This is a genomic window from Streptomyces sp. NPDC031132, assembly GCF_055570595.1.
The window spans coordinates 84884-110815 of record NZ_JBVIGX010000010.1 but is presented as its reverse complement, the minus strand read 5'-3'; the positions used below and the strand labels follow the sequence as shown (position 1 = coordinate 110815).

At 72.4% G+C, this 25932-nt stretch carries 25 protein-coding genes; 17 read left to right on the top strand and 8 right to left on the bottom strand.

The genetic code is table 11. The features are described from left to right. Positions 1–21 precede the first annotated feature (21 nt). A complete protein-coding gene (locus tag ACZ49B_RS17510; protein ID WP_468306416.1) occupies positions 22–1017 on the bottom strand; it encodes a LacI family DNA-binding transcriptional regulator in 996 nt (331 codons plus the stop codon). 146 nt (positions 1018–1163) lie between these two features. On the opposite strand from ACZ49B_RS17510, the gene ACZ49B_RS17505 reads away from it, so the two are divergent. The 13 genes from ACZ49B_RS17505 (at position 1164) to ACZ49B_RS17445 (ending at position 13820) form a co-directional block, all read left to right on the top strand. Then, on the top strand, positions 1164–2486 hold the full coding sequence (locus ACZ49B_RS17505) for an MFS transporter (RefSeq protein ID WP_468306414.1): 1323 nt from the start codon (positions 1164–1166) through the stop codon (positions 2484–2486). Positions 2487–2544: 58 nt separating this feature from the next. Then, on the top strand, positions 2545–3906 hold the full coding sequence (gene pafA / locus ACZ49B_RS17500) for a Pup--protein ligase (protein ID WP_030294339.1): 1362 nt from the start codon (positions 2545–2547) through the stop codon (positions 3904–3906). A 102-nt stretch (positions 3907–4008) separates the two neighbouring features. Further along, positions 4009–4947: an FKBP-type peptidyl-prolyl cis-trans isomerase gene (locus tag ACZ49B_RS17495; RefSeq protein WP_468306410.1), complete on the top strand. Its 939-nt coding sequence runs from the start codon at positions 4009–4011 to the stop codon at positions 4945–4947. A gap of 42 nt (positions 4948–4989) precedes the next feature. Continuing rightward, entirely contained in the window at positions 4990–5367 is a 378-nt protein-coding gene (locus tag ACZ49B_RS17490; RefSeq protein ID WP_030294343.1) for an FKBP-type peptidyl-prolyl cis-trans isomerase, read from the top strand. A gap of 130 nt (positions 5368–5497) precedes the next feature. Beyond that, on the top strand, positions 5498–6454 hold the full coding sequence (locus tag ACZ49B_RS17485; RefSeq protein ID WP_468306408.1) for a helix-turn-helix transcriptional regulator: 957 nt from the start codon (positions 5498–5500) through the stop codon (positions 6452–6454). 160 nt (positions 6455–6614) lie between these two features. Beyond that, positions 6615–7583 carry a helix-turn-helix transcriptional regulator gene (locus ACZ49B_RS17480; protein WP_468306405.1) on the top strand — a complete coding sequence of 323 codons (969 nt, stop codon included), beginning with the start codon at positions 6615–6617 and terminating at the stop codon, positions 7581–7583. 118 nt (positions 7584–7701) lie between these two features. Next, positions 7702–7974 (top strand): hypothetical protein, encoded by a 273-nt coding sequence (locus ACZ49B_RS17475; protein ID WP_468306403.1) that lies wholly within the window; start codon positions 7702–7704, stop codon positions 7972–7974. A 27-nt stretch (positions 7975–8001) separates the two neighbouring features. Next, positions 8002–8202, top strand: coding sequence for a hypothetical protein (locus tag ACZ49B_RS17470; RefSeq protein WP_468306401.1), 201 nt, complete (start codon positions 8002–8004; stop codon positions 8200–8202). A gap of 215 nt (positions 8203–8417) precedes the next feature. Beyond that, positions 8418–8714, top strand: a complete 297-nt coding sequence (gene tatA, locus ACZ49B_RS17465) for a Sec-independent protein translocase subunit TatA (RefSeq protein ID WP_468306398.1) — start codon at positions 8418–8420, stop codon at positions 8712–8714. Positions 8715–8787: 73 nt separating this feature from the next. Next, positions 8788–9753 (top strand): twin-arginine translocase subunit TatC, encoded by a 966-nt coding sequence (gene tatC / locus ACZ49B_RS17460; RefSeq protein ID WP_468306395.1) that lies wholly within the window; start codon positions 8788–8790, stop codon positions 9751–9753. A 17-nt stretch (positions 9754–9770) separates the two neighbouring features. After that, positions 9771–10676: a diacylglycerol kinase gene (locus ACZ49B_RS17455; RefSeq protein WP_468306393.1), complete on the top strand. Its 906-nt coding sequence runs from the start codon at positions 9771–9773 to the stop codon at positions 10674–10676. 69 nt (positions 10677–10745) lie between these two features. Further along, positions 10746–13598 carry a DEAD/DEAH box helicase gene (locus ACZ49B_RS17450; protein ID WP_468306390.1) on the top strand — a complete coding sequence of 951 codons (2853 nt, stop codon included), beginning with the start codon at positions 10746–10748 and terminating at the stop codon, positions 13596–13598. 90 nt (positions 13599–13688) lie between these two features. Then, positions 13689–13820 carry a hypothetical protein gene (locus ACZ49B_RS17445; RefSeq protein ID WP_468306387.1) on the top strand — a complete coding sequence of 44 codons (132 nt, stop codon included), beginning with the start codon at positions 13689–13691 and terminating at the stop codon, positions 13818–13820. On the opposite strand, the gene ACZ49B_RS17440 is transcribed toward ACZ49B_RS17445, so the two are convergent. The 4 genes from ACZ49B_RS17440 to ACZ49B_RS17425 all read right to left on the bottom strand — a co-directional run bounded on the left by ACZ49B_RS17440 (position 13817) and on the right by ACZ49B_RS17425 (position 18244). Then, positions 13817–14776: an RluA family pseudouridine synthase gene (locus ACZ49B_RS17440; RefSeq protein ID WP_468306384.1), complete on the bottom strand. Its 960-nt coding sequence runs from the start codon at positions 14774–14776 to the stop codon at positions 13817–13819. The genes ACZ49B_RS17445 and ACZ49B_RS17440 overlap by 4 nt on opposite strands. A gap of 23 nt (positions 14777–14799) precedes the next feature. Further along, positions 14800–16344, bottom strand: a complete 1545-nt coding sequence (locus ACZ49B_RS17435; protein WP_468306381.1) for a serine hydrolase — start codon at positions 16342–16344, stop codon at positions 14800–14802. A 111-nt stretch (positions 16345–16455) separates the two neighbouring features. Further along, positions 16456–17289 (bottom strand): siderophore-interacting protein, encoded by an 834-nt coding sequence (locus ACZ49B_RS17430; protein ID WP_468306378.1) that lies wholly within the window; start codon positions 17287–17289, stop codon positions 16456–16458. Between the two features lie 49 nt (positions 17290–17338). After that, positions 17339–18244: a 5'-3' exonuclease gene (locus ACZ49B_RS17425; RefSeq protein WP_468306739.1), complete on the bottom strand. Its 906-nt coding sequence runs from the start codon at positions 18242–18244 to the stop codon at positions 17339–17341. A gap of 259 nt (positions 18245–18503) precedes the next feature. Here ACZ49B_RS17425 and ACZ49B_RS17420 point away from each other — a divergent pair, with 259 nt between their 5' ends. Both ACZ49B_RS17420 and ACZ49B_RS17415 read left to right on the top strand, forming a co-directional pair. Next, a complete protein-coding gene (locus tag ACZ49B_RS17420) occupies positions 18504–19115 on the top strand; it encodes a helix-turn-helix domain-containing protein (RefSeq protein ID WP_468306376.1) in 612 nt (203 codons plus the stop codon). Between the two features lie 5 nt (positions 19116–19120). Then, complete coding sequence (locus ACZ49B_RS17415; RefSeq protein ID WP_468306373.1) at positions 19121–19843, top strand: helical backbone metal receptor; 723 nt, start codon at positions 19121–19123, stop codon at positions 19841–19843. Between the two features lie 83 nt (positions 19844–19926). Here ACZ49B_RS17415 and ACZ49B_RS17410 read toward each other — a convergent pair whose 3' ends face one another. Next, entirely contained in the window at positions 19927–20958 is a 1032-nt protein-coding gene (locus ACZ49B_RS17410; RefSeq protein ID WP_468306736.1) for a TDT family transporter, read from the bottom strand. 178 nt (positions 20959–21136) lie between these two features. Here ACZ49B_RS17410 and ACZ49B_RS17405 point away from each other — a divergent pair, with 178 nt between their 5' ends. Next, positions 21137–22075: a LysR family transcriptional regulator gene (locus tag ACZ49B_RS17405; protein WP_468306370.1), complete on the top strand. Its 939-nt coding sequence runs from the start codon at positions 21137–21139 to the stop codon at positions 22073–22075. A gap of 382 nt (positions 22076–22457) precedes the next feature. After that, positions 22458–23666, top strand: a complete 1209-nt coding sequence (locus tag ACZ49B_RS17400) for an amino acid deaminase/aldolase (RefSeq protein ID WP_468306368.1) — start codon at positions 22458–22460, stop codon at positions 23664–23666. A 63-nt stretch (positions 23667–23729) separates the two neighbouring features. Here the strand turns inward: ACZ49B_RS17400 and ACZ49B_RS17395 are convergent, their stop codons facing one another. Both ACZ49B_RS17395 and ACZ49B_RS17390 read right to left on the bottom strand, forming a co-directional pair. Next, a complete protein-coding gene (locus ACZ49B_RS17395) occupies positions 23730–25025 on the bottom strand; it encodes a haloacid dehalogenase-like hydrolase (RefSeq protein ID WP_468306366.1) in 1296 nt (431 codons plus the stop codon). A gap of 109 nt (positions 25026–25134) precedes the next feature. Next, positions 25135–25926 carry a 3-oxoacyl-ACP reductase gene (locus ACZ49B_RS17390; protein ID WP_468306363.1) on the bottom strand — a complete coding sequence of 264 codons (792 nt, stop codon included), beginning with the start codon at positions 25924–25926 and terminating at the stop codon, positions 25135–25137. Positions 25927–25932: the final 6 nt, after the last annotated feature.

Below are 25932 nucleotides of genomic sequence, written 5' to 3'. Positions count from 1 at the left end.
CCGGGGGCGCCGTTTTGCGTTTCAGGCGGGGGCCGGGCCGGTGGAGGCGCGGACGATCAGGTCGACGGGGATGTCGGGGGCGGTCCAGGGGGTGCCTTCGAGGACGGCGAGGAGGGCGGCCATGCCCTGCTCGCCGACGCGTTCGGCGGGCAGGCGGACGGTGGTGAGCTCGGGTTCGACGGCGGTGGCGAGGGCGAGGTCGTCGAAGCCGGTGACGGAGAGGTCCTCGGGGATGCGCAGGCCGAGGCGGCGGGCGGCCTTGCAGGTGCCGGCGGCGAGGATGTCGTCGTCGCAGACGACGGCGGTGGGGCGGCTCTCGGGGGTGGCCAGGGCGGCTTCCATGGCCGTGCGGGCGTCGGTGACGGTGAGGGGGGCCCGTACGGTGCGCAGCTCGGCGTGGGGCTGTACGAGGGCGGCGAGGGCGTCGGCGCGGATGTCGAAGGTCCAGGAGTCGACGGCGGAGGCGAGGTGGAGGATGCGGCGGTGGCCGAGGGTGAGGAGGTGTTCGGTGACTTGGCGCATGCCGTCGGCCATGGCGAGGTTGACGTGGGCGGCGGCGCGGCCGGCGGTGGGGTCGCTGTCGAGCATGACGAGGGGGAGTGCGGCGTCGCCGATGGCGTCGAGGGCGTGGGCGGCCATGGAGGAGGCGATGACGCCGTCGAGGGCGGCGCGGGCGGAGGCGAAGGGGTCGCGGGCGGGGCCGGTGCCGTCGGGGGAGGGGTAGAGGACGACGCCGAAGTCGTGTTCGGCGGCGATGCGGGCGGCGCCGGTGTAGACGCGGGCGAAGAATTCGTTGGTGAGGGCGGGGACGACGAGGAGGGCGGTGCGGGTGCTGCCGAGGCGGAGGCTGCGGGCGGCGAGGTTGGGGCGGTAGCCGAGTTCTGTGGCGGCTTCGCGGACGTGGGCGGCGGTGCGTTCGGAGACGCGGCCGCGCCATTTGTCGCCGAGGACGAGGGAGACGGTGGCCTGGGAGACCCCGGCGGCGGTGGCGACGTCGCGGCTGGTGGGTCTTGTCACACCGTGCTCCTGTTGTACGAGGTCGGCGGGGGTGGGGGTGGTTGTTCGGCTGGACCCCGTGGTGTGGCCATGGTACGTATGACGTCGAACGTTATACGTATTACTTGGATGACTCCCGGCTGGGTTCCGGGCAGAAGGGGGCGGACATGGCCGCGGGATACGCGGAGCTGCTCAGGACCCGGCACGCCACGAGGCTGCTGGCGGGCACGCTCGTCGGCCGCCTGCCGAACGCGACCGCGGCCATCGCGATCGTGCTGTTCACGCGGGCCGAGGGGGGCAGCTACAGCCTCGCGGGCGCCCTGGCCGCGGTGTACGGGGTGGCCAACGCGGTGGGTCAGCCGCTGCTCGGCCGTGCCGTGGACCTGTTCGGGCAGCCGCGGGTGCAGCTGCCCGCCGCGGTGCTCTCGGCGCTGGGCATGGCGTGGCTGGCGTTCGCGGGTACCGGGTCGGCGGCGGCCGCGTACGGGGCCGTGGTCGTCGGCGGGTTCTTCGCGCCGCCGCTGGAGGGCGGGCTGCGGGCGCTGTGGCCCTCCGTGCTCGGCGGCAAGGAGGAGCAGGTGCACGCCGCGTACGCGATGGACGCGGTGGCCCAGGAGATCATGTACACCGTCGGGCCGCTGCTCGTGACGCTGTGCGTCTCGCTGTGGGATCCGGCCGGGGCGCTGCTGGTGATCCATGCGCTCGGCGTCCTGGGGGCGCTGTCCGTCGTGGCCAGCGAACCCTCGCGGACGTGGCGCTCCGAGCCGCGTGAGGCGCACTGGCTGGGCGCGCTGCGCTCGCCGGGGCTGCGGGCGCTGCTGGGTGGGTTCTTCTTCGTGGGCATGGCGCTGGGTTCGATCACGGTGGCGGGCGTGGCGTACGCCGACGATCACGGGGGCCAGTCGGTGTACGGCTGGCTGATGGCGGCGCTGGGTCTGGGCGCGCTGGCCGGCGGTGTGCTGTACGGGGCGCGGCAGTGGGCGGGTGCGCCGGAGCGGCGGCTGCGGCTGCTGGTGGCGCTGTTGGCGGTCTGCTACCTGCCGCTGATGCTGGTTCCGGGGGTGGTGGCGATGACGGCCCTGTCGGCGCTGGCGGGTGTGTTCCTGGCGCCCGCGCTGGCGTGTGCGTTCATCGTGGTGGACCGGCATGCTCCGGCGGGGACGGTGACGGAGGCGTTCTCGTGGCTGGTGACGTTCTTCGGGGTGGGTGCGGCGATCGGTACGGCTGCGGCGGGGCCTGCGGTGGAACTGGGCGGGACGGCGAGCGGGTTCGCCGTGGCGAGTGTCGCCGGTGCGGCTGCGCTGCTGGTGCTGACGCTCACTCAGCGCGTCATGGCCGCTCCGGGCAGGACGCGTACGGTGGCGGGCTCGGCGTCGGGGTCCGCGGCGGATGCGGGTGCGGGCCCGGTCGTGGGCGCGGGCGAGCGGGCAGGCGGGGGCGGTGTGGAAGGCCGGGCGGACGGGCAGGCGGAGCGGCTTGTCGACAACTGATCGAAACGGCGTTCACGAACCCGGTTTCAGAACAGTGCAGAAGGCGTAATGTTCAGTCATGGACCGCCGCATTTTCGGGCTGGAGAACGAGTACGGCGTCACGTGCACGTTCAGGGGACAGCGCCGACTGTCTCCTGACGAAGTGGCGCGCTACCTCTTCCGCCGTGTTGTGTCATGGGGCCGCAGCAGCAATGTCTTCCTGCGGAACGGCGCCCGTCTGTATCTCGACGTGGGTTCGCATCCGGAATATGCAACTCCCGAATGCGACAACGTGACCGAACTGGTCACGCACGACAAGGCGGGCGAGCGCATTCTCGAAGGCCTGCTCGTCGATGCCGAACGCCGCCTGCACGAGGAGGGAATCGCGGGCGACGTCTATCTGTTCAAGAACAACACCGACTCGGCCGGCAACTCGTACGGCTGTCACGAGAACTATCTCGTGGCCCGGCACGGAGAATTCTCCCGCCTGGCGGACATCCTCATTCCGTTCCTCGTCACGCGGCAGCTGATCTGCGGCGCGGGCAAGGTGCTGCAGACCCCCCGGGGTGCGGTCTACTGCGTGAGCCAGCGGGCCGAGCACATCTGGGAGGGCGTCAGCTCCGCGACGACCCGGTCCCGGCCGATCATCAACACGCGGGACGAGCCGCACGCGGATGCCGAGCGGTACCGCCGCCTGCACGTGATCGTCGGGGACTCGAACATGTCCGAGACGACCATGCTGCTCAAGGTGGGGGCCACCGACCTGGTGCTGCGCATGATCGAGGCGGGCACGGTGATGCGTGACCTGACCCTGGAGAACCCCATCCGGGCGATCCGCGAGGTCAGCCACGACATCACGGGCCAGCGCAAGGTGCGTCTGGCGAGCGGCCGGGAGGCCTCGGCGCTGGAGATCCAGCGCGAGTACTACGACAAGGCCGTGGACTTCGCCGAGCGCCGGGGGATCCGTACCGGCACGGTGGACCAGGTGCTGGAGCTGTGGGGCCGCACCCTCGACGCGATCGAGGCGGAGGACCTGGACCGGATCGGGACCGAGATCGACTGGGTCATGAAGTACCAGCTGATCGAGCGGTACCGGGCCAAGCACGGCATGACCATGTCGAATCCGCGGGTGGCTCAGATAGACCTCGCGTACCACGACATCCACCGCCGGCGCGGGCTGTACTACCTGCTGGAGCGCAAGGGGCAGGCGGCGCGGATCTGCAACGACCTGAAGATCTTCGAGGGCAAGTCGGTGCCCCCGCAGACCACGCGGGCGCGGCTGCGCGGCGATTTCATCCGCCGGGCGCAGGAGCAGCGGCGGGACTTCACGGTGGACTGGGTGCACCTCAAGCTGAACGACCAGGCGCAGCGGACCGTGCTGTGCAAGGACCCGTTCCGGTCGGTGGACGACCGGGTGGAGAAGCTGATCGCCGGGATGTGACATCAGGCTGATCTTCGCCGGGGCCCCGTACGGATCTCGTACGGGGCCTCCTCACGCCTTAGAGTGGCGACGACCGCCAGCCGTCTGAGATCTGAGGAACCCGTGCGCCGACTTGCCGGCCTGCTTGTCGTACCCCTTCTGCTGCTGTCGACGGCAGCCTGTGGCGACAGCGGCTCCGACTCCGCCGAGATGAAGAACGGGGCGCCCGCGATCACCAAGGGTGCCAAGTTCGGTGAGACCCCGACCCTGTCCAAGGGCAAGGGCGAGCCGCCGAAGGAACTGAAGGTGGTGACCGTCAGCGAGGGCACCGGCCCGGCGCTGAAGAAGGGCGATGTCGCCCAGGTCAACTACCTCGGCCAGGTGTGGGACGGCAAGGAGCCGTTCGACCAGAGCTTCGGCAAGGGCAAGCCGTTCGAGGTGACCGTCGGCGCCGGCATGGTCATCAAGGGCTGGGACCAGGGCCTCGAGGGCAAGAAGGTCGGCAGCCGCGTCGAGCTGGTGATCCCGCCGGACCTCGGCTACGGCGAGAAGGGTTCCGGCGACAAGATCAAGCCGAACGCCACGCTGGTCTTCGTCGTGGACATCGTCAAGGGCACCTCGGTCCCGGCCTCGGCCACGGGCAAGGAGGTCGCGCAGGACAACAAGGACCTGCCGAAGATCGGTACGAACACGGACGGCAAGGAAGTCTCCGTGACCGTTCCGAAGGACGTCACCCCGCCGGCCAAGCTCGTCTCGAACTACGTGCTGGAGGGTGACGGCCCGGCCGTCAAGGACACCGACAGCGTCGTCGTCAAGTTCAACGGCAAGACGTGGAAGGACGACAAGACCTTCGAAAGCACGTACGCCACCGACCAGACGGTGACGTGGCCGATGGAGCAGCTCTCGGTCAAGGGCCTCAAGGACGGCCTGCTCGGCAAGAAGGTCGGCAGCCGCATCCTGCTGGTCATCCCGCCGGACCAGGGGTTCGGCGACAAGGAGCAGGGCACCATTCCGGCGAACTCGACGCTGGTCTTCAGCCTCGACATCCTCGCCGTGATGTAAGACTGTCCCAGTTGACCTGATTCGTTTTTGAGGAGCAGTTCCGTGAGCAACCAGCTCGAGAAGCCCGAGATCGACTTCCCCGAGGGCCCGGTCCCGGCCGACCTCGTCATCGAGGACATCTGGGAGGGCGACGGCGCCGAGGCCACGGCCGGCAACAAGGTCTCCGTCCACTACGTGGGCGTGGCCTTCTCCACCGGTGAGGAGTTCGACGCGTCCTGGAACCGCGGCGCCCCGCTGCAGTTCATCCTGGGCATCGGCCAGGTCATCGCCGGCTGGGACAAGGGTGTCCAGGGCATGAAGGTCGGCGGCCGTCGCAAGCTGACGATCCCCGCCCACCTCGCGTACGGCGACCAGAGCCCGACCCCGGCCATCAAGCCGGGCGAGACGCTGATCTTCGTCTGCGACCTGATGGGCGTCTGATCCGGCTACCCGCGATCAGTGAAGGGGCCCCCGCCGTGAGGCGGGGGCCCTCGCTTTTGCCGGGGCCCGCCGGGGCGGTACGGTCAACGGTCAATGCAACTTGTAAGCGGAGAAGGGCGGAAGGGCGTCGATGGCGATTGCCAAGGCCGAGCGGCTGATGAACCTGGCGCTGTGTCTGCTGGGGACCCGTCGGCCGCTGAGCAAGCGCGAGCTGCGCGGTTCCATCGAGGCGTACATGGAGGCCGGCAACGACGAGTCCTTCAACCGCATGTTCGAGCGGGACAAGGACGATCTGCGTGAACTCGGCCTGGTCATCGAGACGGTGGAGAACCTGGAGGGTGAGACCGGCTACCTCGCCCGCCGCGACAGCAACCGGCTGCCGCCCGTCTCGCTGGACGCCGAGGAGGCCGCCGCCCTCGGGCTCGCGGCCAAGGTCTGGCAGCAGGCCCGCCTCGCCGGAGCCGCCAGCGGCGCCCTGCAGAAGCTGCGCGCCGGCGGGATGCCGGAGGCGGGGGACCCGTACGAGGGCCAGCACAGCGCCATCGAGCCGCGCATCCCGGTCCACGAGGCCGCCTTCGAACCGCTGATGCTGGCCTGCCGCGACCGCCGGCCGGTGGTCTTCGACTACCGCAAGTCCACCGCGGCGCGCCCCGAGACCCGCCAGGTCGAGCCGTGGGCGCTGGAGTGCTGGCGCGGCCACTGGTACCTGGCCGGATACGACCGCGACCGCGGCGCGGAGCGGGTGTTCCGGCTCTCCCGGATCACCGGCAAGGTCAAGTCCCGGGCGGCCAGGTACACCGCCGAGGTCCCGGACGTGGTGACCGTACGGGAGACCGTGGCCAGCTGGGCCGGGGAGAGCGCGGACCGCTCCGCGCTGATCCGGCTGCGGGCCGGCGCCGGGTACCCGCTGCGGGCCAAGGCCACCGCCGTGCGCGAGCGCGGGGACGGCTGGGACGAGCTGGAGATCCCGTACGGGCACGGGCTGGACGCCTGGCTGGTCGAGTTCGGGCCGGACGTGGTGGTCGTGGAGCCCGCCGACCTGCGGGCGGACGTCGTGGACCGGCTGCGCGCCGTGGCCAAGGGCTGAGACCGGCCCGGCGCGCCCGGGCCGGGCAGACCGGGCCGGGCGTACCGGACCCGACAGGCCGGAGCCGTCGCGGCCGCCGCACGATCCGCATGACCGCACAGCGCATCACCGCACCACCGCACCGTTCGCAAGACGTGCCCTGAGGGGGAGACGTACCAGCATGGCTGCCAACGCCATCGACCAGACCCGCCGGATGCTGTCCCTGGTGACGTACCTGCGCGAGCGCCCCGGGGCGCACGTCGCCGACGTCGCCCGCGCCTTCGGGATCACCGAGGACGAGCTGATCTCGGACCTCGACGTGCTGCCCATGTGCGGGACCAGCTTCCGCGGCGGGGACCTGCTCGACATCGACACCGACGGGGAGCGCATCTGGTGGCGCAACCCCGACGCCTCGGGTGAGTCCACCGCCGAGCCGCTGCGCCTCGCCGCCGACGAGGCGACCGCGCTGCTGGTCGCCGCCCGCGCCGTGGCCACGCTGCCGGGGCTGCGCGAGAGCGACCGGGACGCGCTGCTGCGCGCCACCGCGAAGCTCGAGGCGGCCGCGGGCGAGGCGGCCGGGGCCAGCTCGCGGCTGTCGGTGACCTTCGAGGCGGAGGGCGGGGTCTTCGCGGACGTCGACCGGGCCATCGCGGAGCGCCGCCGGCTGTGGCTGCGCTACTACTCGCCGGCGCGGGACGAGCTGACCGAGCGCAAGGTCGACCCGATCCGGCTCTTCGCGGTGGGCCACACGTACATGGAGGGCTGGTGCCACCTCTCCGAGGCCCGGCGCACCTTCCGCCTGGACCGGGTCGCCGAGATCCGGCTGCTGGACGAGCGGGCCGAGCCGCCCGCCATCGAGCCGCGGGACCTGTCCGAGGGGCTCGTCCAGCCGGCCGCCGAGGACCCGGAGGTCGTGGTCGAGGTCGGGCCGGGCGGCCGCTGGGTCGCCGAGTACTACCCGCACGACAGCGCCGAGGAGCTGCCCGAGGGCGGCCTGCGGATCACGCTGCGCAGCCCGGACCCGGCATCGCTGCGCCGCCTCGCGCTGCGGCTGGGCCGCGAGGGCCGGATCGTGGCGCCCCTGGAGCTGGCGGACAGCGCGCGGCAGGCGGCCCGGGAAGCCCTGGCCGGGTACGGGGAACAGGGCTGAGCAAGGGGAGGCGGCGGGGCCCCGCGGGTGCGGGGCCGTGCCGTACGGGAGCTGTGCCGTCTGCAAGCTGTGCCGTCTGGAACGAATGGTCTGAGGGGAGCGCCGAGCGATGTCGCCAATGTCTGGGCCACGGGGTGTGCGAGCTGCCGCAGGATCGCCGGGGCGGTCGGTCACGGTCGGACCGGTCTCCTTCAAGGCGGCCTGTTCCGACTGCCGCGCCCGCTTCGAGCTGGACGCGGGGTCCCTGCGACTGGTGATCGGCGGCAGTCGGCGGACCACGTTCTACTCGTTCACCTGTCCCGAGTGCGGGGCCTCCGTGAGGAAGCCGGCCGGCGAGCGCATCGTGGAACTGCTGACCGGTGGCGGCGTGAGCACCCTGCGCAGCATCTGAGGCGGCCGGTGGCCTAGGCTCGACCCCATGCTGTGGCCGATGCTCGCAATCGCCCTGGGTTTCCTCGGGCTCGCCGTTCTCGCCGTCCTCGCCGTACGGGTCTTCGTGGAGGTGCGGCGGCTGGCCGGCCAGGTCGAGCTGGCCAGCCGGCGGATCACGGACGCCTCGGGGGACCTGGAGCGGGCGGCGAGCGACCTGGCACGTGCCGGTGGCGCCGCCCGGCCGTGAAACCGGCACGAACCGCAGGATCGCGTCCCGCAGGTCTCTGGAAAGTGCTGCACGGGCCCCGTACCGTCGGTCGCAGCCGCACGCAAGGCGTGGTACCCCCGGGGATTGCCGGGCGTTAACCCCCGGGGGTTACGATCCTTGCCTGAGCGGTCACGGACCACGATCCGCGGCCGCCGACACCACAACCAGCCGTTTCGGTGAGAAGGAAGACACACATGATCGGCAATATGAAGCCCCTCGAGATCCTTCTGATCATCGCTGTCATCGTGCTTCTGTTCGGTGCGAAGAAGCTCCCCGAGATGGCCCGCTCCCTCGGCAAGTCGGCCCGCATCCTCAAGAGCGAGGCCAAGGCCATGAAGAACGACGGCGCCGGCGACGACTCCGGCACCGCCGCGACGGTCGCCGACCAGACCCCGCAGCAGGCGACCGCCCCGCGTACCATCAAGGCCGCTCCCGGCGACGTGACCGGCTCGCGGCCCGTCAGCGAGCCGAACCACACCACCCAGGGCTGACCGTCCGGCCGCCGGGCTGCCGGTCCGCGGCCGCGATCACGCCGGTCATCTGCAACGAGACAAGGGACGTGGGTTGCTCAAGTCTGCCCGCAAGCAGGAGAAGCAAAGCAAGCAGGAGAAGGACGCCGAAGGGCGGATGCCTCTTGTCGAGCACCTGCGTGAGCTGAGAAACCGCCTGCTGAAGTCGGTCCTGGCGATCCTCGTGATCACCGCCGTGGCGGCTTTCTACTACAAGAACCTCATCGACTTCATGCTGAAGCCGATGCTGGACTCCGTCGGCTGCACCGGCGGGGTGGTCTCGCAGCGCAACGGCCGGCCCTGCGCCGACATGACCGTGAACGGCCTCATCGCCCCGTTCTCGATCGCCCTCAAGGTCTCGCTCACCGCCGGTGTGGTGCTTTCGGCGCCGGTGTGGCTCTACCAGCTCTGGTCCTTCGTCGCCCCCGGCCTGCACCGGCACGAGAAGCGCTACGCGACGGCCTTCGTCGCCGTCGGCGCTCCGCTGTTCGGCGCCGGTGCGGTACTCGCGTACAAGCTCCTGCCGAAGACCGCGCAGATCCTCCTCGAGTTCACCCCCGACAACGCGCGCAACCTGCTCCCGGTCGACGACTACCTCGACCTGGTCACGCGCATGGTCGTCGTCTTCGGCCTCGCCTTCGAGCTGCCGCTGCTCCTGATCCTGCTGAACTTCACCGGGGTCCTCACCGCGAAGCGGCTGGCGAGCTGGTGGCGGGCCATGGTGCTGGGCATCACGATCTTCGCCGCGTTCGCCACGCCCACCGGCGACCCGCTGACCATGCTGTCGCTGGCCGCGCCGATCGTCGCCCTCTATTTCGTCGCCCTCGCGATCTGCCTGCTCAACGACCGCAGGCGGGGCCGCAACAACCCCGACGCGCTCCTCGACGACGACGAGGCGGCCGAGCTCGACCTCACGCCCGCGCCGATCGGTGAGCTGGAGTCCGTCCAGGCCCCGACCGCGCTGCCCGAGCAGGCCGACGGCGGCCGCAGGCAGATCAACGGTTACGACGACGCGACCTGACAGGTACATTGCCCCGGGTGAGCGCTGAGATCACCCTCCTCGTCAATCCCACCGCGGGACGCGGCCGGGGCGCGCACGCCGCGCAGCCGGCCGCTTCTGCGCTCCGGGCCGCCGGATTCTCCGTACGGACGGTCCTCGGCGCCGATGCCCGGGACGCCCTGGCCCGGCTGCGCACCGCCGTGCGCGAGGGCACCGGAGCGGTGATCGCCGTCGGCGGCGACGGCGTGGTCTCGCTGGCCCTGCAGGCGCTGGCCGGGACGCTGGTACCGCTCGGGGTGGTCGCGGTGGGGACCGGGAACGACTTCGCGCGGGCCATGGGACTGCCCGTACGGGAGCCCGCGCAGGCGGGGCGGCTGGCCGCCGAGGCGCTCAAGGAGGGCCGGATCCGCGAGGTCGACCTCGGGCGGGTGGCGGGGACCCCGGGCCGGCGGGAGACCTGGTACGGGACCGTGCTGTGCTCCGGCTTCGATTCGCGGGTCAACGACCGCGGCAACCGGATGCGGCTCCCGGCGGGCCGGTTCAAGTACGACCTGGCGATCCTCGCGGAGCTGGCCGCCTTCCGGCCCTTCCCGTACCGGATCACCCTCGACGACGGTCCGGTGATCGAGACCGAGGCCACGCTGGTGGCCGTCGGGAACAGCTCCTCGTACGGCGGCGGCATGCGCATCTGTGCGGACGCCGTACCGGACGACGGGCTCTTCGACGTCGTGGTCGTCGGCGACTGCAGCCGGGCCACCCTGCTGAAGGTGTTCCCGCAGGTCTACAAGGGGACGCACCTCGGCCACCCGAAGGTGACCGTCCACCGGGCCGCGAAGGTCACGCTGGAGGCCGCCGGGATCACCGGGTACGCCGACGGCGAGCCGCTGGGACCGCTGCCGGTGAGCGCCGACTGCGTCCCGGGGGCCCTGCGGCTGCTGTCGTAGCGGCGGCTGTGCGGTCCGTATAAATGATCGCGACTGTTGTCAGGGGCGGCGGGTAGGCTCGAGAACAAGATGACCGAAGAACTCTCACCCGCCGAGCGGTACGCCGCTGCCCGGATCCGCGCCGCCGAAGAGGCCTCTGCCCTGGCCCCCTTCCGCGAGATGTACGAATTCGACCTGGACCCGTACCAGGTCGACGCCTGCAAGGCACTGGAGGCCGGCAAGGGCGTGCTGGTCGCAGCCCCCACCGGCTCGGGCAAGACGATCGTCGGCGAGTTCGCCGTGCACCTGGCCCTGCAACAGGGCCGCAAGTGCTTCTACACGACGCCCATCAAGGCCCTGTCGAACCAGAAGTACGCCGACCTCGTCAAGCGCTACGGCGCCGCCAAGGTGGGCCTGCTGACCGGCGACAACAGCGTCAACTCCGAGGCGCCCGTGGTCGTGATGACCACCGAGGTGCTCCGCAACATGCTCTACGCGGGCTCGCAGTCGCTGCTCGGCCTCGGGTACGTCGTGATGGACGAGGTGCACTACCTCTCCGACCGGTTCCGCGGAGCCGTCTGGGAGGAAGTGATCATCCACCTCCCCGAGTCGGTGACCTTGGTGTCCCTCTCGGCCACCGTGTCCAACGCCGAGGAGTTCGGCGACTGGCTCGACACCGTGCGCGGCGACACCGAGGTGATCGTCTCCGAGGAGCGGCCCGTCCCGCTGTGGCAGCACGTCATGGCCGGCCGCCGGATCTACGACCTCTTCGAGGAGGAGTCCGACCACGGAGGCCGCGGCTCCGCGCGCCGCGAGGTCAACCCCGACCTGCTGCGCATGGCGCGCGAGGAGAACACCCGCACGTACAGCCCGAAGGACCGGCGGCGCGGCAAGATGGTCCGCGAGGCCGACCGCGAGCGCGAGCGGCGTTCCCGCGGCCGGATCTGGACCCCGAGCCGCCCGGAGGTCATCGCCCGCCTCGACGGCGACGGGCTGCTGCCCGCCATCAACTTCATCTTCAGCCGGGCCGGCTGCGAGGCCGCCGTCCAGCAGTGCCTGTTCGCGGGCCTGCGGCTCAACGACGACACGGCCCGCCTGAAGGTGCGCGAGATCGTCGAGGAGCGGACCGCGTCCATCCCCACCGAGGACCTGCACGTCCTGGGGTACTACGAGTGGCTGGAAGGCCTGGAGCGGGGCATCGCCGCGCACCACGCCGGCATGCTGCCCACGTTCAAGGAGGTCGTGGAGGAGCTGTTCGTCCGCGGCCTGGTCAAGGCCGTCTTCGCCACCGAGACCCTGGCGCTGGGCATCAACATGCCCGCGCGCACGGTGATCCTGGAGAAGCTGGTCAAGTGGAACGGCGAGCAGCACGCCGACATCACCCCCGGCGAGTACACGCAGCTCACCGGTCGGGCCGGGCGGCGCGGCATCGACGTCGAGGGCCACGCGGTGGTGCTGTGGCAGCGGGGCATGGACCCGGCGGGGCTCGCCGGGCTCGCCGGTACCCGTACGTATCCGCTGCGCTCCAGCTTCAAGCCCTCGTACAACATGGCCGTGAACCTGGTCAGCCAGTTCGGGCGGCACCGTTCGCGCGAGCTGCTGGAGACCTCGTTCGCGCAGTTCCAAGCCGACCGCTCGGTCGTCGGGATCTCCCGGCAGGTGCAGCGCAACGAGGAGGGCCTGGACGGCTACCGGGAGGGCATGACCTGCCACCTCGGGAACTTCGAGGAGTACGCGCAGCTGCGCCGCGACCTCAAGGACCGCGAGACGGACCTGGCCAAGCAGGGCGCGGCCCAGCGCCGGGTGCAGGCGGCGAGTTCGCTGGAGAAGCTCAAGCCGGGCGACATCATCCACGTGCCGACGGGCAAGTTCGCCGGGCTCGCGCTGGTCCTGGACCCGGGCGTGCCGGCCGGGCGGGTCAACGGGCACCGCGGGTACGAGTACGCAGAGGGCCCGCGGCCGCTGGTGCTGACCGCGGAGCGGCAGGTCAAGCGGCTCGCCGCGATCGACTTCCCGGTCCCGGTCGAGGCCGTCGAGCGGATGCGGATCCCCAAGACGTTCAATGCGCGCTCTCCGCAGTCCCGCCGGGACCTGGCGTCCCAACTGCGGGCCAAGGCCGGGCACATCGCGCCGGAGCGCCGGGGCCGCGGCCGGGCCGCCGCCGCCGACGACCGCGAGATCACCCGGCTGCGCGCCGAGCTGCGGGCGCACCCCTGCCACGGCTGCGACGAGCGCGAGGACCACGCCCGCTGGGCGGAGCGCTACCACCGGCTCAAGCGGGACACCCAGCAGCTGGAACGCCGTATCGAGGGCCGGACGAACACCATTGCCCGCACCTTCGACCGGATCCACGCGCTGCTCACCGAGCTGGACTACCTGCGCGAGGACGAGGTCACCGTGCACGGCAAGCGGCTCGCCCGCCTGTACGGGGAGCTCGACCTGCTGGCGTCCGAGTGCCTGCGCGCCGGGGTCTGGGAAGGCCTGAGCCCGGCCGAACTGGCCGCCTGTGTATCGGCGTTGGTGTTCGAGGCGCGGCAGTCCGACGACGCCGTGGCGCCGAAGGTGCCGGGCGGCGCGGCGAAGGCCGCGCTGGGCGAGATGGTCCGGATCTGGGGCCGGCTCGACGCGCTGGAGGAGGAGCACCGCATCAACCAGGCGGAGGGCGTGGGCCAGCGCGAGCCGGACCTGGGCTTCGCGTGGGCGGCGTACCAGTGGGCCTCCGACAAGAGCCTGGACGAGGTGCTGCGCGAGGCGGAGATGCCGGCCGGTGACTTCGTGCGCTGGTGCAAGCAGGTCATCGACGTGCTGGGGCAGATCGCGGCCGCGGCTCCGGCGTCGTCCGCTCCCCCCTCCTCGCAGGGCGGGAGCACGGTCGCGCGCAATGCCCGCAAGGCCGTGGACGCGCTGCTTCGGGGTGTAGTGGCGTACAGCTCGGTCGGCTAGGCGCTTTTGGAGCTTCCTCCGAACGCGGTCATGGTCGGATCTCATCTCTTGCCATGATCGCTTCGGCGGTGTCCTGTGCGACGATCGCCCATGACCGGGGGAACGGCCGAAGGGCCGAGACGGGTCGGCCGGCCGCGTGTCGTACGGCCGCGGCCGGCGGGCGGCCGGTCGCCGCGCGAGGAACTCCTGTGCGCGGCGGCCGAGCTGTTCACCGTCCCCTAGGTTCCGGTTTCCCAGCCCAAGAGGTCTTCCCAGGCCCGTAGGGACAGCCCGCTCTCGAAGCGGCGCGGGGTGCCGGTCACCGGGTCGGTGAACGACACGGTGCGGGCCAGGAGTTGCAGGGGCCGACGGTAGTCGTCCGGCGCCGGGTCGGTGACCTGCGGGTAGACCGGGTCGCCGAGGATCGGCAGGCCCAGGCCGTTCATGTGCACCCGCAGCTGGTGGGTGCGGCCGGTGTGCGGGGTCAGCCGGTAGCGGCCCAGTTCCCCTTTGGTGCCGAGGAGTTCGACCAGGCTCTCGGCGTTCGGTTCGGCGCCCGCGATCTCGGCCGCGGCCATGACCCCGCGGATCTTCTCGATGTGGCTGCGGACCGTGCGCGGGAGGACGACCGCCGGATCGTGGCGGGCGAGGGCCTCGTACTCCTTGTGGACCTGCCGTTCCTGGAACAGCAGCTGGTACGCGCCGCGGTCCTCGGGGCGGATGCTGAACATCACCAGTCCGGCGGTCAGCCGGTCCAGCCGGTGCGCAGGGCTGAGCTCGGGCAGGTCGAGCTCGGCGCGGAGCCGGGCCAGTGCGGTCTGCGTGACGTGGCTGCCGCGCGGGGTGGTCGCCAGGAAGTGCGGCTTGTCCACGACCAGCAGGTGCGCGTCCCGGTGGACGACGCGGATCGGGAACGGGACGGGCGGCTCCGGTTGCATGTCCCGGTGGAACCAGACGTAGGCGCCGGGCTCGTACGGGTCCTCCGGTCGCAGCACGCGCCCGCCGGGGCCGAACACCCGTCCGGCGCGCAGCAGGTGCGCGATGGACTCGGCGCCGCGGGTGCCGGCGTAGCGCGCGGCCAGGTAGCCGCCGAGGTCGGGCCACCGCCCGTCGGGGTCGGCGGGCAGCCGCAGCCGGACCGGGTCGATGCCGGCGACCTGGGGGAGGGGCGAGGGGGGTGCCTGGGCTCTGCGTCTCATCGGCTCCAGGCTATGCGGACGGGCTACTGCTTGGTGAAGGTGCCCAGGTGGGTGGCGTCGAGGTACTCGATGCGGACCGTGCCGTCCTTGAAGACCACCCCGGTGCGGCCGACGGCGTTCTCGCCGGCGGTCACGTAGCTGAAGGTGTCTCCGTCGTAGTGGGTGAGCGGGAAGCGCATCGGCTTCGGGCCGAGGGCGAGGGTGAGACCGCCGCTGCCGTCAGCCGTCACGGTCAGCTTGCCGTAGTACGGGTTGTCGTAGGTCCCGGTGTACGCGCTGTCGGCGCGAGCCGGCTTCGCGCCCGCGGGCGGATGCGCGTAGTCGGTGGTGGAGCGGCCGGTGTCGAGGGCCTGGGCGTACAGCTCGGCGAAGAGGGGGAGCCAGTCGGTGGTCGGCCCGCCGTGCTCGGCGGTGTCGAAGAAGTCCTCGGCGATGGCGTCGGCGACGCCGACCGGGGCGCCGTTGGTGAGGACGATGATGCCGAGCTTCTCCAACGGGAGCATCGTGACGTTGGTGTTGGCGCCGAGCTCGAAGGCGCCGGTGTGGCTGAGGCGCAGCCGGCCGGCGTCGTCGTACGAGACGTTCCAGCCGAGGCCGTAGAAGCCGGTGTGGTCCAGGGGCGGGGTCGGCGCCTGCGACAGGATCTGCGGCAGGTGGGTGGTGGCGAGGGTGTCGGCGGGGACGATCCGCTTCCCGTCGAGGGTGCCGCCGGCCAGCTGGAGCCGCAGCCAGCGGGCCATGTCGGTGGCGGTGGAGCTCACGCCGCCGGCCGGGGCCTGGGCGTCCGGGTCGCGTACGAAGCGGGGCGACCAGGTGCCGTCAGGGTTCTTGACGTGGGTGGCGGCGCGGTCGGGGGCGTTGATGAAGGCCGAGAACTCGGTGCTGGTGTGCGTCATCCCGGCGGGCTTGAAGAGGGTGTCGTCGGCCAGCTTCTGCCAGCTGGTGCCGTGCTGCCGGGCGACGGCCTCGGCGGCCGCGGTGAGGCCGAAGTTGGTGTAGGCGTAGCTCGCGCGGAAGGGGGAGAGGGGCTCCATGCGGAGGTGGTCGAGGATGTACGCCTGGTCGTAGCCGAGGTCTTCGAGGAGGTCCCCGGCGTGGTCGGGGAGGCCGCTGCGGTGGGAGAAGAGGTCGGCGGTGGTGACGTGGTCGGTGACCCAGGGGTCCTTCAGCGCGAAGCCGGGGAGCTCGGTGCGGCGGTCCCAGTCGGCGGGGTTCTTGAGGGTGCCGGCCACGACGGTGGACGAGATCGGCTTGGAGAGGGAGGCGATCTGGAAGACGGTGTCGGGGCCGATGGCGCCGGGCGCGTCGGTGCGGCGGACGCCGAAGCCCTTGAGATAGACGACCTTGTCGTCGTGGACGACGGCGACGGCGGCACCGGGGACCCCGGTGCTGCGCATGGCGCTGGTGACGAACCCGGGCAGGCGCTTGAGCGCGGCGTCCACTTCCGCGTCCGTGATCTGGGGCTTCGGCGCGGGCGGCGGGCTGGGGGCGGCGGCAGCGCCGGTCACGCCGGTCGCGGCGAACACGACGGCGGCTCCTGCTGCGCCGAGCACGCGGAGCGTATGCATGGCGTCATTGTCCCGCCGAACGGGTGACCCCGCCTCTTCGCCGTCCCGCCAGGCCGCTTTGCCGTTCGGCCAGGCCGCTTTGCCGTCCGGCCAGGCCACTTTGCCGTTCGGTCAGGCCGCCGACTCCTGTTCGGCCAGGACCTTCGCGTTCCAGTCGCCCTTGATCGCGCGCCAGCCCTCGTCCGTCTCGCCGAGCCGCCAGTAGCCGGAGATCGACAGGCGTTCCTTCGGCACGCCCCGCTCCAGCCGGAGGTGGCGGCGCAGGTCCTTCACGAAACCGGCCTCGCCGTGGACGAAGGCGTGGACGTCGCGGGAGGGGAACTCGAGGGCCCTGACCGCCTCGACCAGGGCCTCGCCGATCGGACGGGTCCCCCGGTGGAGCCAGACCGGGACGATGCCGTCGGGGGTGGCGATCTTCTGTTCGTCCCCCGGGCCCTCGACCTCCACGAGCGCGTGCACCCGCGCGCCCACCGGCATCCGATCCATCGCGGCCCCGATCGCCGGCAGCGCGCTCTCGTCGCCCACCAGCAGGTGCCAGTCGGCCGCCGGGTCGGGGGCGTAGGCGCCGCCCGGGCCGAGGAAACGGACCAGCTCGCCCGGTTGGGCGCGCGCCGCCCAGGGGCCGGCCAGGCCCTCGTCGCCGTGGACGACGAAGTCGAGCGTCAGCTCCAGGTGCGCAGGGTCCCAGGACCGGATCGTGTACGCACGCTGGCGCGGCCACGCCTCCCGCGCGTACTCCGCGCGGATCCGGTCCAGGTCCCACGGCGAGGGGTAGGTGACACCCTCGGGCGCGAACAGCAGCTTGATGTAATGGTCGGTGAACTCGCCCGCACTGAATCGGACCAGTCCGGCACCGCCCAGCACCACGCGCACCATGTGCGGCGTCAGCCGCTCCGTACGCACGACGACTGCAGTGCCGATCTTGCGGGCGCGTCCTTCTGCCACGGCGTATCCCCTTGCTCCCCTGAAACTTAGGATTACCTAAGTTATCACCTCAAGGGCGCAGCGCGCTGCTGAGGCGCGACACCGCTCCGCCTAGACCCCACCTGCGCGCCAACGCGTCGACGAGTTCCGGCTGCGCGGGCACTGCCGGCAGAGCCGGGTCGAACACAGGAAGGGGGACGTCAGAGGCCACCTGGACCACCTTCGGAGCCACCGCCAGATAGGGCCGGGATTCGTCAAGCCGCTTGCGCTGGGCGGGGGTCAGCTTCGACTTCGGGTCGTCGATCGCGGCGATGATCCCGGCCAGCGTGCCGTACGCGTCGAGCAGCTTCGCCGCCGTCTTCTCGCCGATCCCCGGGACCCCGGGCAGCCCGTCGCTCGGGTCCCCGCGCAGCAGGGCCAGGTCGGCGTACCCGGGGCCGTCCACCCCGTACTTCTCGCGCAGCCACGCCTCGTCCGTCACCTGCAGCGTGCCCACCCCCTTGAGCGGGTACAGCACGCGCCGCTGCCGGGCGTCGTCCACCAGCTGGTACAGGTCCCGGTCGCCGGTGACGATGTCCACCGGGCCGGTGGCGCGCGCCGTGAGCGTTCCGATCACGTCGTCGGCCTCGTACCCGGCGACGCCCACCCGGGCGATCCCGAACGCGTCCAGCGCCGCCTCGATGATCGGCACCTGCGGGGCCAGGGTGTCCGGGGTCTCCTCCACGTCCGGTCCGGACTCGGTCTCCTCTGCGACCCGGTGGGCCTTGTAGGAGGGGATCAGCTCCACCCGCCAGTGCGGGCGCCAGTCGGCGTCCATGCACGCCACGAGATCGTCCGGGCGGTGGTCCTGGACCAGGCGCCCGATGAAGTCGAGCAGCCCGCGCACCGCGTTGACCGGGGTGCCGTCCGGGGCCTTCACGGAGTCCGGCACGCCGAAGTACGCGCGGAAGTAGAGGGAGGCGGTGTCCAGCAGCATCAGGCGTCGAGTCGTCGTCACGGTGACGATGATGCCGCAACCCTCCCGCGCGCCCGCGGCGGACGGTTACGGCCGGGAGGACGGAAAGTGGCCGAAAGAGCGATCGGACGTGGCACGGGAGTTTCACCCGGGGCGTACCTTGGTGGGCTCTTGCACGCGAAACCGGGGGCGGTTGCTGCGTAAGGTGCTTACAGCACACCGATGTGCGACGGACGCCGATGTACGCCGACGGACCAGACTAGGGGAGGGCAGCCCCGCCATGGACGACAGGGACGGCTCGGACGACAAGGAACGGGACAAGGACGCCAAGGAACCGCTCCGGGTGGGAGTGGCCGTGCGCAAGCGGCGCCGGGCGCTGAACCTCACCCTCGCCGCCGTATCGGCGCGCAGCGGCCTGTCGGTGCCCTTCCTGAGCCAGATAGAGAACGAGCGGGCCCGGCCCAGCATGCGGTCCCTCGAGCGGGTCGCGGACGCGCTGGAGACCACGGCCGTCGAGCTGCTGGCCGCGTCCGACACCGCGCGCACGGTCGACCTCGTACGGGCCGGCGACGACTCCGGGCTCACCCCGGTCCCGGGCGTGCGTCCCCTCGTACGCGGACACCACCAGCTGCACGCGCTGGAGTTCACCGGGGACCAGGACGCCGGCCGCGAGTACCAGCACCGCAACGACGAGCTGATGTACGTGGTCTCGGGCGCCTGCCAGGTGGAGGCCGAGGGGCGGGCGTACCGGCTGGAGAGCGGGGACGCGCTGTTCCTGTCCGGCGGGGTACGCCACCGCTGGCGGGCCGTCTCCGAGGACACCCGGCTCCTGGTGGTGGCGGTCGGGGAGCACATCCACGCGACCTCCGAGCCGCCCTCGCCCGGGCGCTGATCCGGATGCGGGTCGTCTCGCTGGTGCCCTCGCTGACCGAGGCGGTCGCGGTGAGCGCTCCCGGGCTGCTCGTCGGGGTCACCGACTGGTGCACCCACCCCGCGGACCTCGCGGAGCGGGGCGCGGTGCGCGTCGGGGGTACCAAGAACCCCGACGTGGAGCGGATCACGGCGCTGCGCCCGGACCTGGTGATCGCCAACGAGGAGGAGAACCGGGCCCCCGACCTGGCGGCGCTGCGCGCGGCCGGGGTGGAGGTGCTCGTCACCGAGGTACGGGAGCTGCCGCAGGCGCTGTCCGAGCTGGACCGGGTGCTGGTGGGGGCCCTGGGACTGGCGAGGCCGCAGTGGCTGGACGAGGCCGAGGCGGCATGGGCGCGGGTGGAGCCGGCCGGCCCGCTCAGGGCCTTCGTACCGGTGTGGCGGCGGCCCTGGATGGTGCTCGGCCGGGACACCTTCGCGGGCGATCTGCTGGCGCGCCTCGGCGTGCGCAACATCTACGCGGGCCACGGCGAGCGGTATCCGCGGGTGCCGGTGGAGGAGCTGGCGGCCGCCGACTGCGATCTGGTGGTGCTCCCCGACGAGCCGTACCGCTTCACGCGCGAGGACGGCCCGGAAGCCTTCCCGGCCCGCCCGTCCGCCCTGGTCAGCGGCCGCCACCTCACCTGGTACGGCCCCTCGCTGGCCGAGGCCCCGGCCCTGCTGGCGGAGGCGCTGCGGGGCGCCTTGTAGGGGGTGTCGCGGGGGTGTCGTCGAAGTCCCTCTCCCGGCTACCGCCGGGAGGTGCCCCCGGGTCGGCCTCACGGGGGGCGACGCTACTTCGACGACACCCCCTGGCGGGGCAGCAGGGTGCCCGTGAACAGGCCGCGCAGGGTGTGGGCGCCGGCCAGGAGCCAGGCGGTCACCAGGGCCAGGAACAGGGCGGCCGCGAGCCAGGCGAACGCGGTCAGGCCGGTGTGGCGGGCCAGGCCGGCGGCGCCGGTGACGCAGGTGCCGACGGGGAAGGTCAGCGCCCACCAGTTCATCGCGAAGCCCATGCCGTTACGGGCGGCCCGGACCAGCATCGCGGCGGCGAGGGCCAGCCACAGCAGGGCGAACCCCATCACGGGCACCCCGTAGACGACCGCGAAGGCGCCGAGCGCACCGGCGTAGGGGGCGCCGATCGCCCGGGGGGCCATGTCGGCGAGCTGGTTGACCGCGGTGGTGGACTGGCCGAGGGGGCCCAGCACCAGGAACAGGGTGGGGGTCAGCAACAGGGGCAGCGGGCCGCTCGTGATCAGCCGGCCGAAGACCAGGGGCAGCATCAGCAGCGTGGCCAGCAGGCTGATGCCGAACATGGCGTAGCAGGCCAGCAGGAGCGCCTCGCGGGGCTGGCCGGCCGGCAGGTGGGGTATCAGCAGGGGGCCCACGGCGGCGGAGACCATGGGGGCGACGAGGGGCAGCAGCCATACGGGGGTGGCCTGTGCGGCCTCGACCTTGTGGCGGACCACCATCAGGTAGGGCACCGCCACCGCCATGAGCAGGCCGATCGCGGTACCAGCGGTGAACAGCACGGCGTCGACGGCCACGGCGGCGGGCTCTCCGACGAGGTCCTTGCCGACGATCAGGGTGCCGCCGCCGACGGCCAGCAGGGCCATCGCGAGGCAGCCGTAGAACGGGGCCACGGCGGGGTCGAGGAGATGGGCGCGGGCCTGGTCGCGGTGGTGGAGCCAGTGGCCGGCCCGGGCGGTGAGCAGGAGGGCGAGGGCCGCGGCGGACAGCGCCCAGATGATCTGGCAGGCCACGCGCTGGCCGGGCACCTGGTACGGGAGGGTCGCGCCGGCGTTGGCGACGATCGCCGTGCCCATGACGGACGCGTACCAGTTGGGGCCGAGGTGACGGAGCGCCGGGAAGGCCTTGTGGGCCTGGGAGGTCCGGGAAGGGTGTTCGTGGGGTCGCACGAGGGTGGTGGCCATGGCCCCAGCGTCGTCGCGGGGCCCGCCGGACGGCAGAGGGCATCTCTCTATGAGGTCATAAACTGACTTTATGGGTAACGAGGAGTGGGTTCCGCTGGCACACCGGGTACCGGACCTGGGAGCGCTGGAACTGCTGCTCGCGGTGGCGCGGGTCGGCAGCCTGAGCGGCGCGGCCAAGCGCATGGGCATCACCCAGCCCGCCGCGAGCAGCCGGATCCGGGCGATGGAGACCCGGCTGGGCGTGGCGCTGGTGGACCGTTCGCCGCGGGGGTCGACCCTGACGGCGGAGGGGGCGCTCGTCACGGACTGGGCCCGGCGGGTGGTGGAGGCGGCGGAGGCGTTCGACGCCGGGGCGCAGGCGCTGCGCGGGCGGCGCGACTCGCGGCTGCGGGTGGCCGCCAGCATGACGATCGCGGAGTACCTGCTGCCGGGGTGGCTGATCGCGCTGCGGGGGCAGCGGCCGGGGACCGCGGTGTCGCTGCACGCGGGGAACTCGGCGGTGGTCGCGGAACGGGTCCTCGCGCACGAGGCGGACCTGGGCTTCGTGGAGGGGCTGTCGGTGCCGGAGGGGCTGGACTCGGCGGTGATCGCGCAGGACCGGCTGGTGGTGGCGGTGGCCCCGGGGCACCCGTGGGCGCGCCGCACGCGGGGGGTCGAGGCGGTGGAGCTGGCGGCGACCCCGCTGATCCTGCGGGAGTGGGGGTCGGGGACGCGGCAGGTGCTGGACGCTGCGCTGGCCGGGAGCGGGGGGCTGGCGGAACCACTGCTGGAGCTGGCGTCGACGACGGCGGTGAAGGCGGCGGCGGTGAGCGGGGCGGGACCGTGCGTGCTGTCGGAACTGGCGCTGGGGGACGAGCTGGCCGCGCGGCGGCTGGTCGAGGTCCCGGTGTCGGGGGCGGCGCTGGGGCGGGCGCTGCGGGCGGTCTGGCCGGTGGGAGCCAGACCGGCGGGCCCGGCCCGCGACCTCCTGTCCCTGACCCGCGCCACCCCCGCGCCCCCCGGCCGCTGACGACTGCGTCCCGCCCACGCCACCGCCCGGCTCCGCCGAGACCCGCGGCCCGAGGCCCGGGCGGGTCCGACGTCTTTGAGTCTCGCCGGCGATTGAGGCGCGGGTCCGGGCGGAGCCCGGGGAACGGTGGAAGGGGCGGACAGGGGACGGCCCCGCGCAGCGGCCCAGGAGCGCGCGTGCGGCGCCGTTGTGCGGGCCGGCCCGGACCCCCGCGCCTCAAGCGCCGGCGGGGCGGGATGGGGCCGGCGGGTCCGGAGGGGCTGCGGGGCCCGGGGACTCGGCCCCGCGAGCATGGGGCCCGGGCGCCCGGGCCCGGGAGCGCGCCGCAGGCCTCGGACGCACACCCCTACCCACCGGTAAAACCATCTGGCAGGCTGCCGCCATGAATCTTCCCGCCGGTGGAGACAGGGCCCGGTACGACCGGGCCACCGCGCATCTCGACGCGCCCCTGGCCATCGTCGATCTCGCCGCGTTCGACGCCAACGCGGACGATCTCGTCCGCCGCGCCGGCGGCAAGCCGATCCGCGTCGCCAGCAAGTCCGTCCGCTGCCGCGCGCTCCTCGAACGGGTCCTCGCCCGGCCCGGGTTCGCCGGGATCATGTCGTACACCCTCGCCGAGTCGATCTGGCTGGCCCGGTCGGGGTTCGAGGACGTGCTGCTGGCCTATCCGTCCGCCGACCGCGCCGGGTTCGCCGAGCTCGCGGGCGACCCCAAGCTGGCCGCGGCCGTCACCGTCATGGTCGACGACCCTGCCCAGTTGGAGCTGATCGACCACTCCCGGGACGGCGCCGGCACGCACGAGATCCGCGTCTGCCTCGAACTCGACACCGCGCTCCACCTGTTCGGCGGTCGGGTCCGCGTCGGCGCCCGGCGCTCCCCGCTCCGCGATCCCGCCGCGCTCGCGGACCTCGCCCGTACGGTCTGCGCCCGGCCCGGCTTCCGCGTCGTCGGGATCATGGGCTACGAGGGCCACGTCGCCGGCGTCGGCGACGTCCTTGCGGGGCGCCCGCTGCGCTCCCGGGCCATCCGGCTCATGCAGGCCGCCGCCCGCAAGGAGCTCGCGGCCCGTCGCGCCGAAGCCGTACGGGCCGTCCGCGCGGTCGTCCCGGACCTGGAGTTCGTCAACGGCGGCGGCACCGGCAGCGTCCAGCAGACCGCCGCCGAGGACGCCGTCACGGAGATCGCCGCCGGCTCGGGGCTCTACGTACCGCGGCTCTTCGACAACTACACGTCCTTCCGCGGTCGCCCCGCCGCGCTCTTCGCCCAGCCGGTGGTCCGCAGGCCCGGCGTCGGCGTGGTCACCGTACTCGGCGGCGGCTACCCCGCCTCCGGCGCGGCCGGCGCGGACCGGCTCCCGGAGCCGTACCTGCCGCAGGGCCTGCGCTACGACCCCCAGGAGGGGGCAGGCGAGGTGCAGACCCCGCTGCTCGGCAGCCCGGCCGACGATCTGCTGATCGGCGACCGGGTCTGGTTCCGGCACGCGAAGGCCGGGGAACTGTGCGAGCGCTTCGACGCGTTGCACCTGATCGAGGGCGACCGGGTGACCGCCACCGTCCCGACGTACCGGGGCGAGGGGCGCACCTTCCTCTAGGGGGTGTCGTCGAAGTCCCGTCTGGCCGGCGCTACTTTGACGACACCCCCTAGCCGGCCGGGACTACCGGAACGAGAAGACGGAGTCCGTCTGGTCCGGGATGACGCTCGTGTCACCCCGGCGGACGGGGCCCGCCGTGCCGTCGTGGTCGACGTAGCCGGAGGTCGAGCACGGGTACGGCGCGCTCTTCTGCTTCTTCGGCCCGATGAACATCGGGTTCACGATCCACTTGCCGTCGCTGTTGTCGTACGCACGGCACATCAGCTCGTTCTTGTTCCGGTTCACGACCAGCCGCAGCGCGGTCGCGTCCCGCAGGAACGAGACGTCGGTGTCGGAGTCGCCCGCGGCGAACACCTGGCGGCGCGCGGCCGGCTGGACCTTCTCGGCGGCCGCGCCGCGGACGCCGAAGACCTCCTTGTTGATCCAGCAGCGCTTGCCGTCGATGTACGTGATCATCGTGTCGGCGCCGTCCTTCACCGATCCGCAGCCCTGCAGGTGCGCGGTGAACTTCCCCCCGGACGCGGTCGTGTTGCGGATGCCGATGACGTGGTCCGCGTCGACCCCGACGCCCCCGGCCCACACCTCGACGACCGGCTGCGGCGAGGCCGAGCTGATCCAGACGTCGAAGCCGGCCTCCTGCAGGCCGGCTATGAGGTCCTTCTGCTGGTCGTAGTAGCGGACCCAGCCGGTGGCGGTACCGGTGCCGACCTGCTGCTCGGCGCCGACCGGCGCGGCCAGGTTCTCGGCCTGCGCGGCGGCCGCGAAGCCGCGGACCTCGCGTGCGGTCCAGCCCTGCATCAGCTGGGGCAGCCAGGCGTACGCGGGCTCGATGGTGCGGTGGTCCCAGCCGGCGAAGGCGGCGGCGCCCGAGCGGGTCGCGGCGGTGCCGTAGACGGCGGCGAGTTCGTCGGCGCAGCCGGCACCCTCGGGGGTGCCGGTGGGCAGCGGGGCGCCGGGGCGGGCGAGGGCGCCGCACGCGTCGGCGAGGGCCCGGGCGGCGGCCGGGGTGAGGTAGCGGCTGGTGGCGGTCCAGTCCCCGGCGGCCGGCCGGCGGATCTTGCCGTTCCGCAGCAGCCAGTACATGGTGGCGTCGCCGACGTCGTTCTTGACGACGGTGTTGTCCCAGTCGAAGACGGCGACGGGCTTGGTGCGGCTCGGCCGGTACGGGTTGCACTTCCCGTACGCGTCGATCAGCTGCTGGAGCCGGGCCCGGTTGTCCCCGTACCAGCCGGCCGCGAGCTGCGGGGTGGTGCAGTGGGCCGCCTGGGCGGCGGGGGCGGTGGCGACGAGGGTGCCGGCGGCGATCGCTACGGCGGCGCCGACGGCCTGGAGCCGTCGTGCCGTGCTACGTGGGGTCACTGGGGTGAACACTCCTTCTTTCCGGAATCGTGCGAGGTCATCGGAGCGTGGAACAGCCGGGCGTCGTACGACGCCCGGCTGTCGGGGGATGCGGTTCGCTTCGGCTTGCCTACAGCGGCGTCACGTACGCGCCCGAGATGCCGCCGTCGACCAGGAAGTCGGTGGCGTTGATGAACGAGGAGTCGTCGCTGGCGAGGAAGGCCACGGCGGCGGCGATCTCGGTGGGCTCGGCGAACCGGCCCAGCGGGATGTGCACGAGACGGCGGGCCGCCCGCTCCGGGTCCTTGGCGAACAGCTCCTGCAGCAGCGGGGTGTTGACCGGCCCCGGACACAGGGCGTTGACGCGGATGCCCTCGCGGGCGAACTGCACGCCGAGCTCGCGGGACATGGCGAGTACGCCGCCCTTGGAGGCGGTGTACGAGATCTGCGAGGTCGCGGCGCCCATGATGGCGACGAAGGACGCGGTGTTGATGATCGAGCCGCGGCCCTGGCGCTGCATGTAGGGCAGGGCGGCCTTGCAGCACAGGTACACGGAGGTGAGGTTGACGTCCTGGACGCGCTTCCAGGCCTCGAGGCCGGTGGTGAGGATCGAGTCGTCGTCCGGGGGCGAGATGCCCGCGTTGTTGAAGGCGATGTCGACGGAGCCGTAGGTTTCGAAGGCGGTCTTGAAGAGGGCCTCGACCTCCTCGGGGCTGGTGACGTCGACCTTCACGAACAGGCCGTTCACCTCCTCGGCGGCGGCCTTGCCGGCCGTCTCGTCGATGTCGGCGCAGACCACGTGGGCGCCCTCGGAGGCTAGGCGGCGGGCGGTGGCGAGGCCGATGCCGCTGCCTGCTCCGGTGACGACGGCGGTACGGCCGACCAGGCGGCGGCAGACGATCTCGGTGTCAGAAGTGGTCATGGTGTG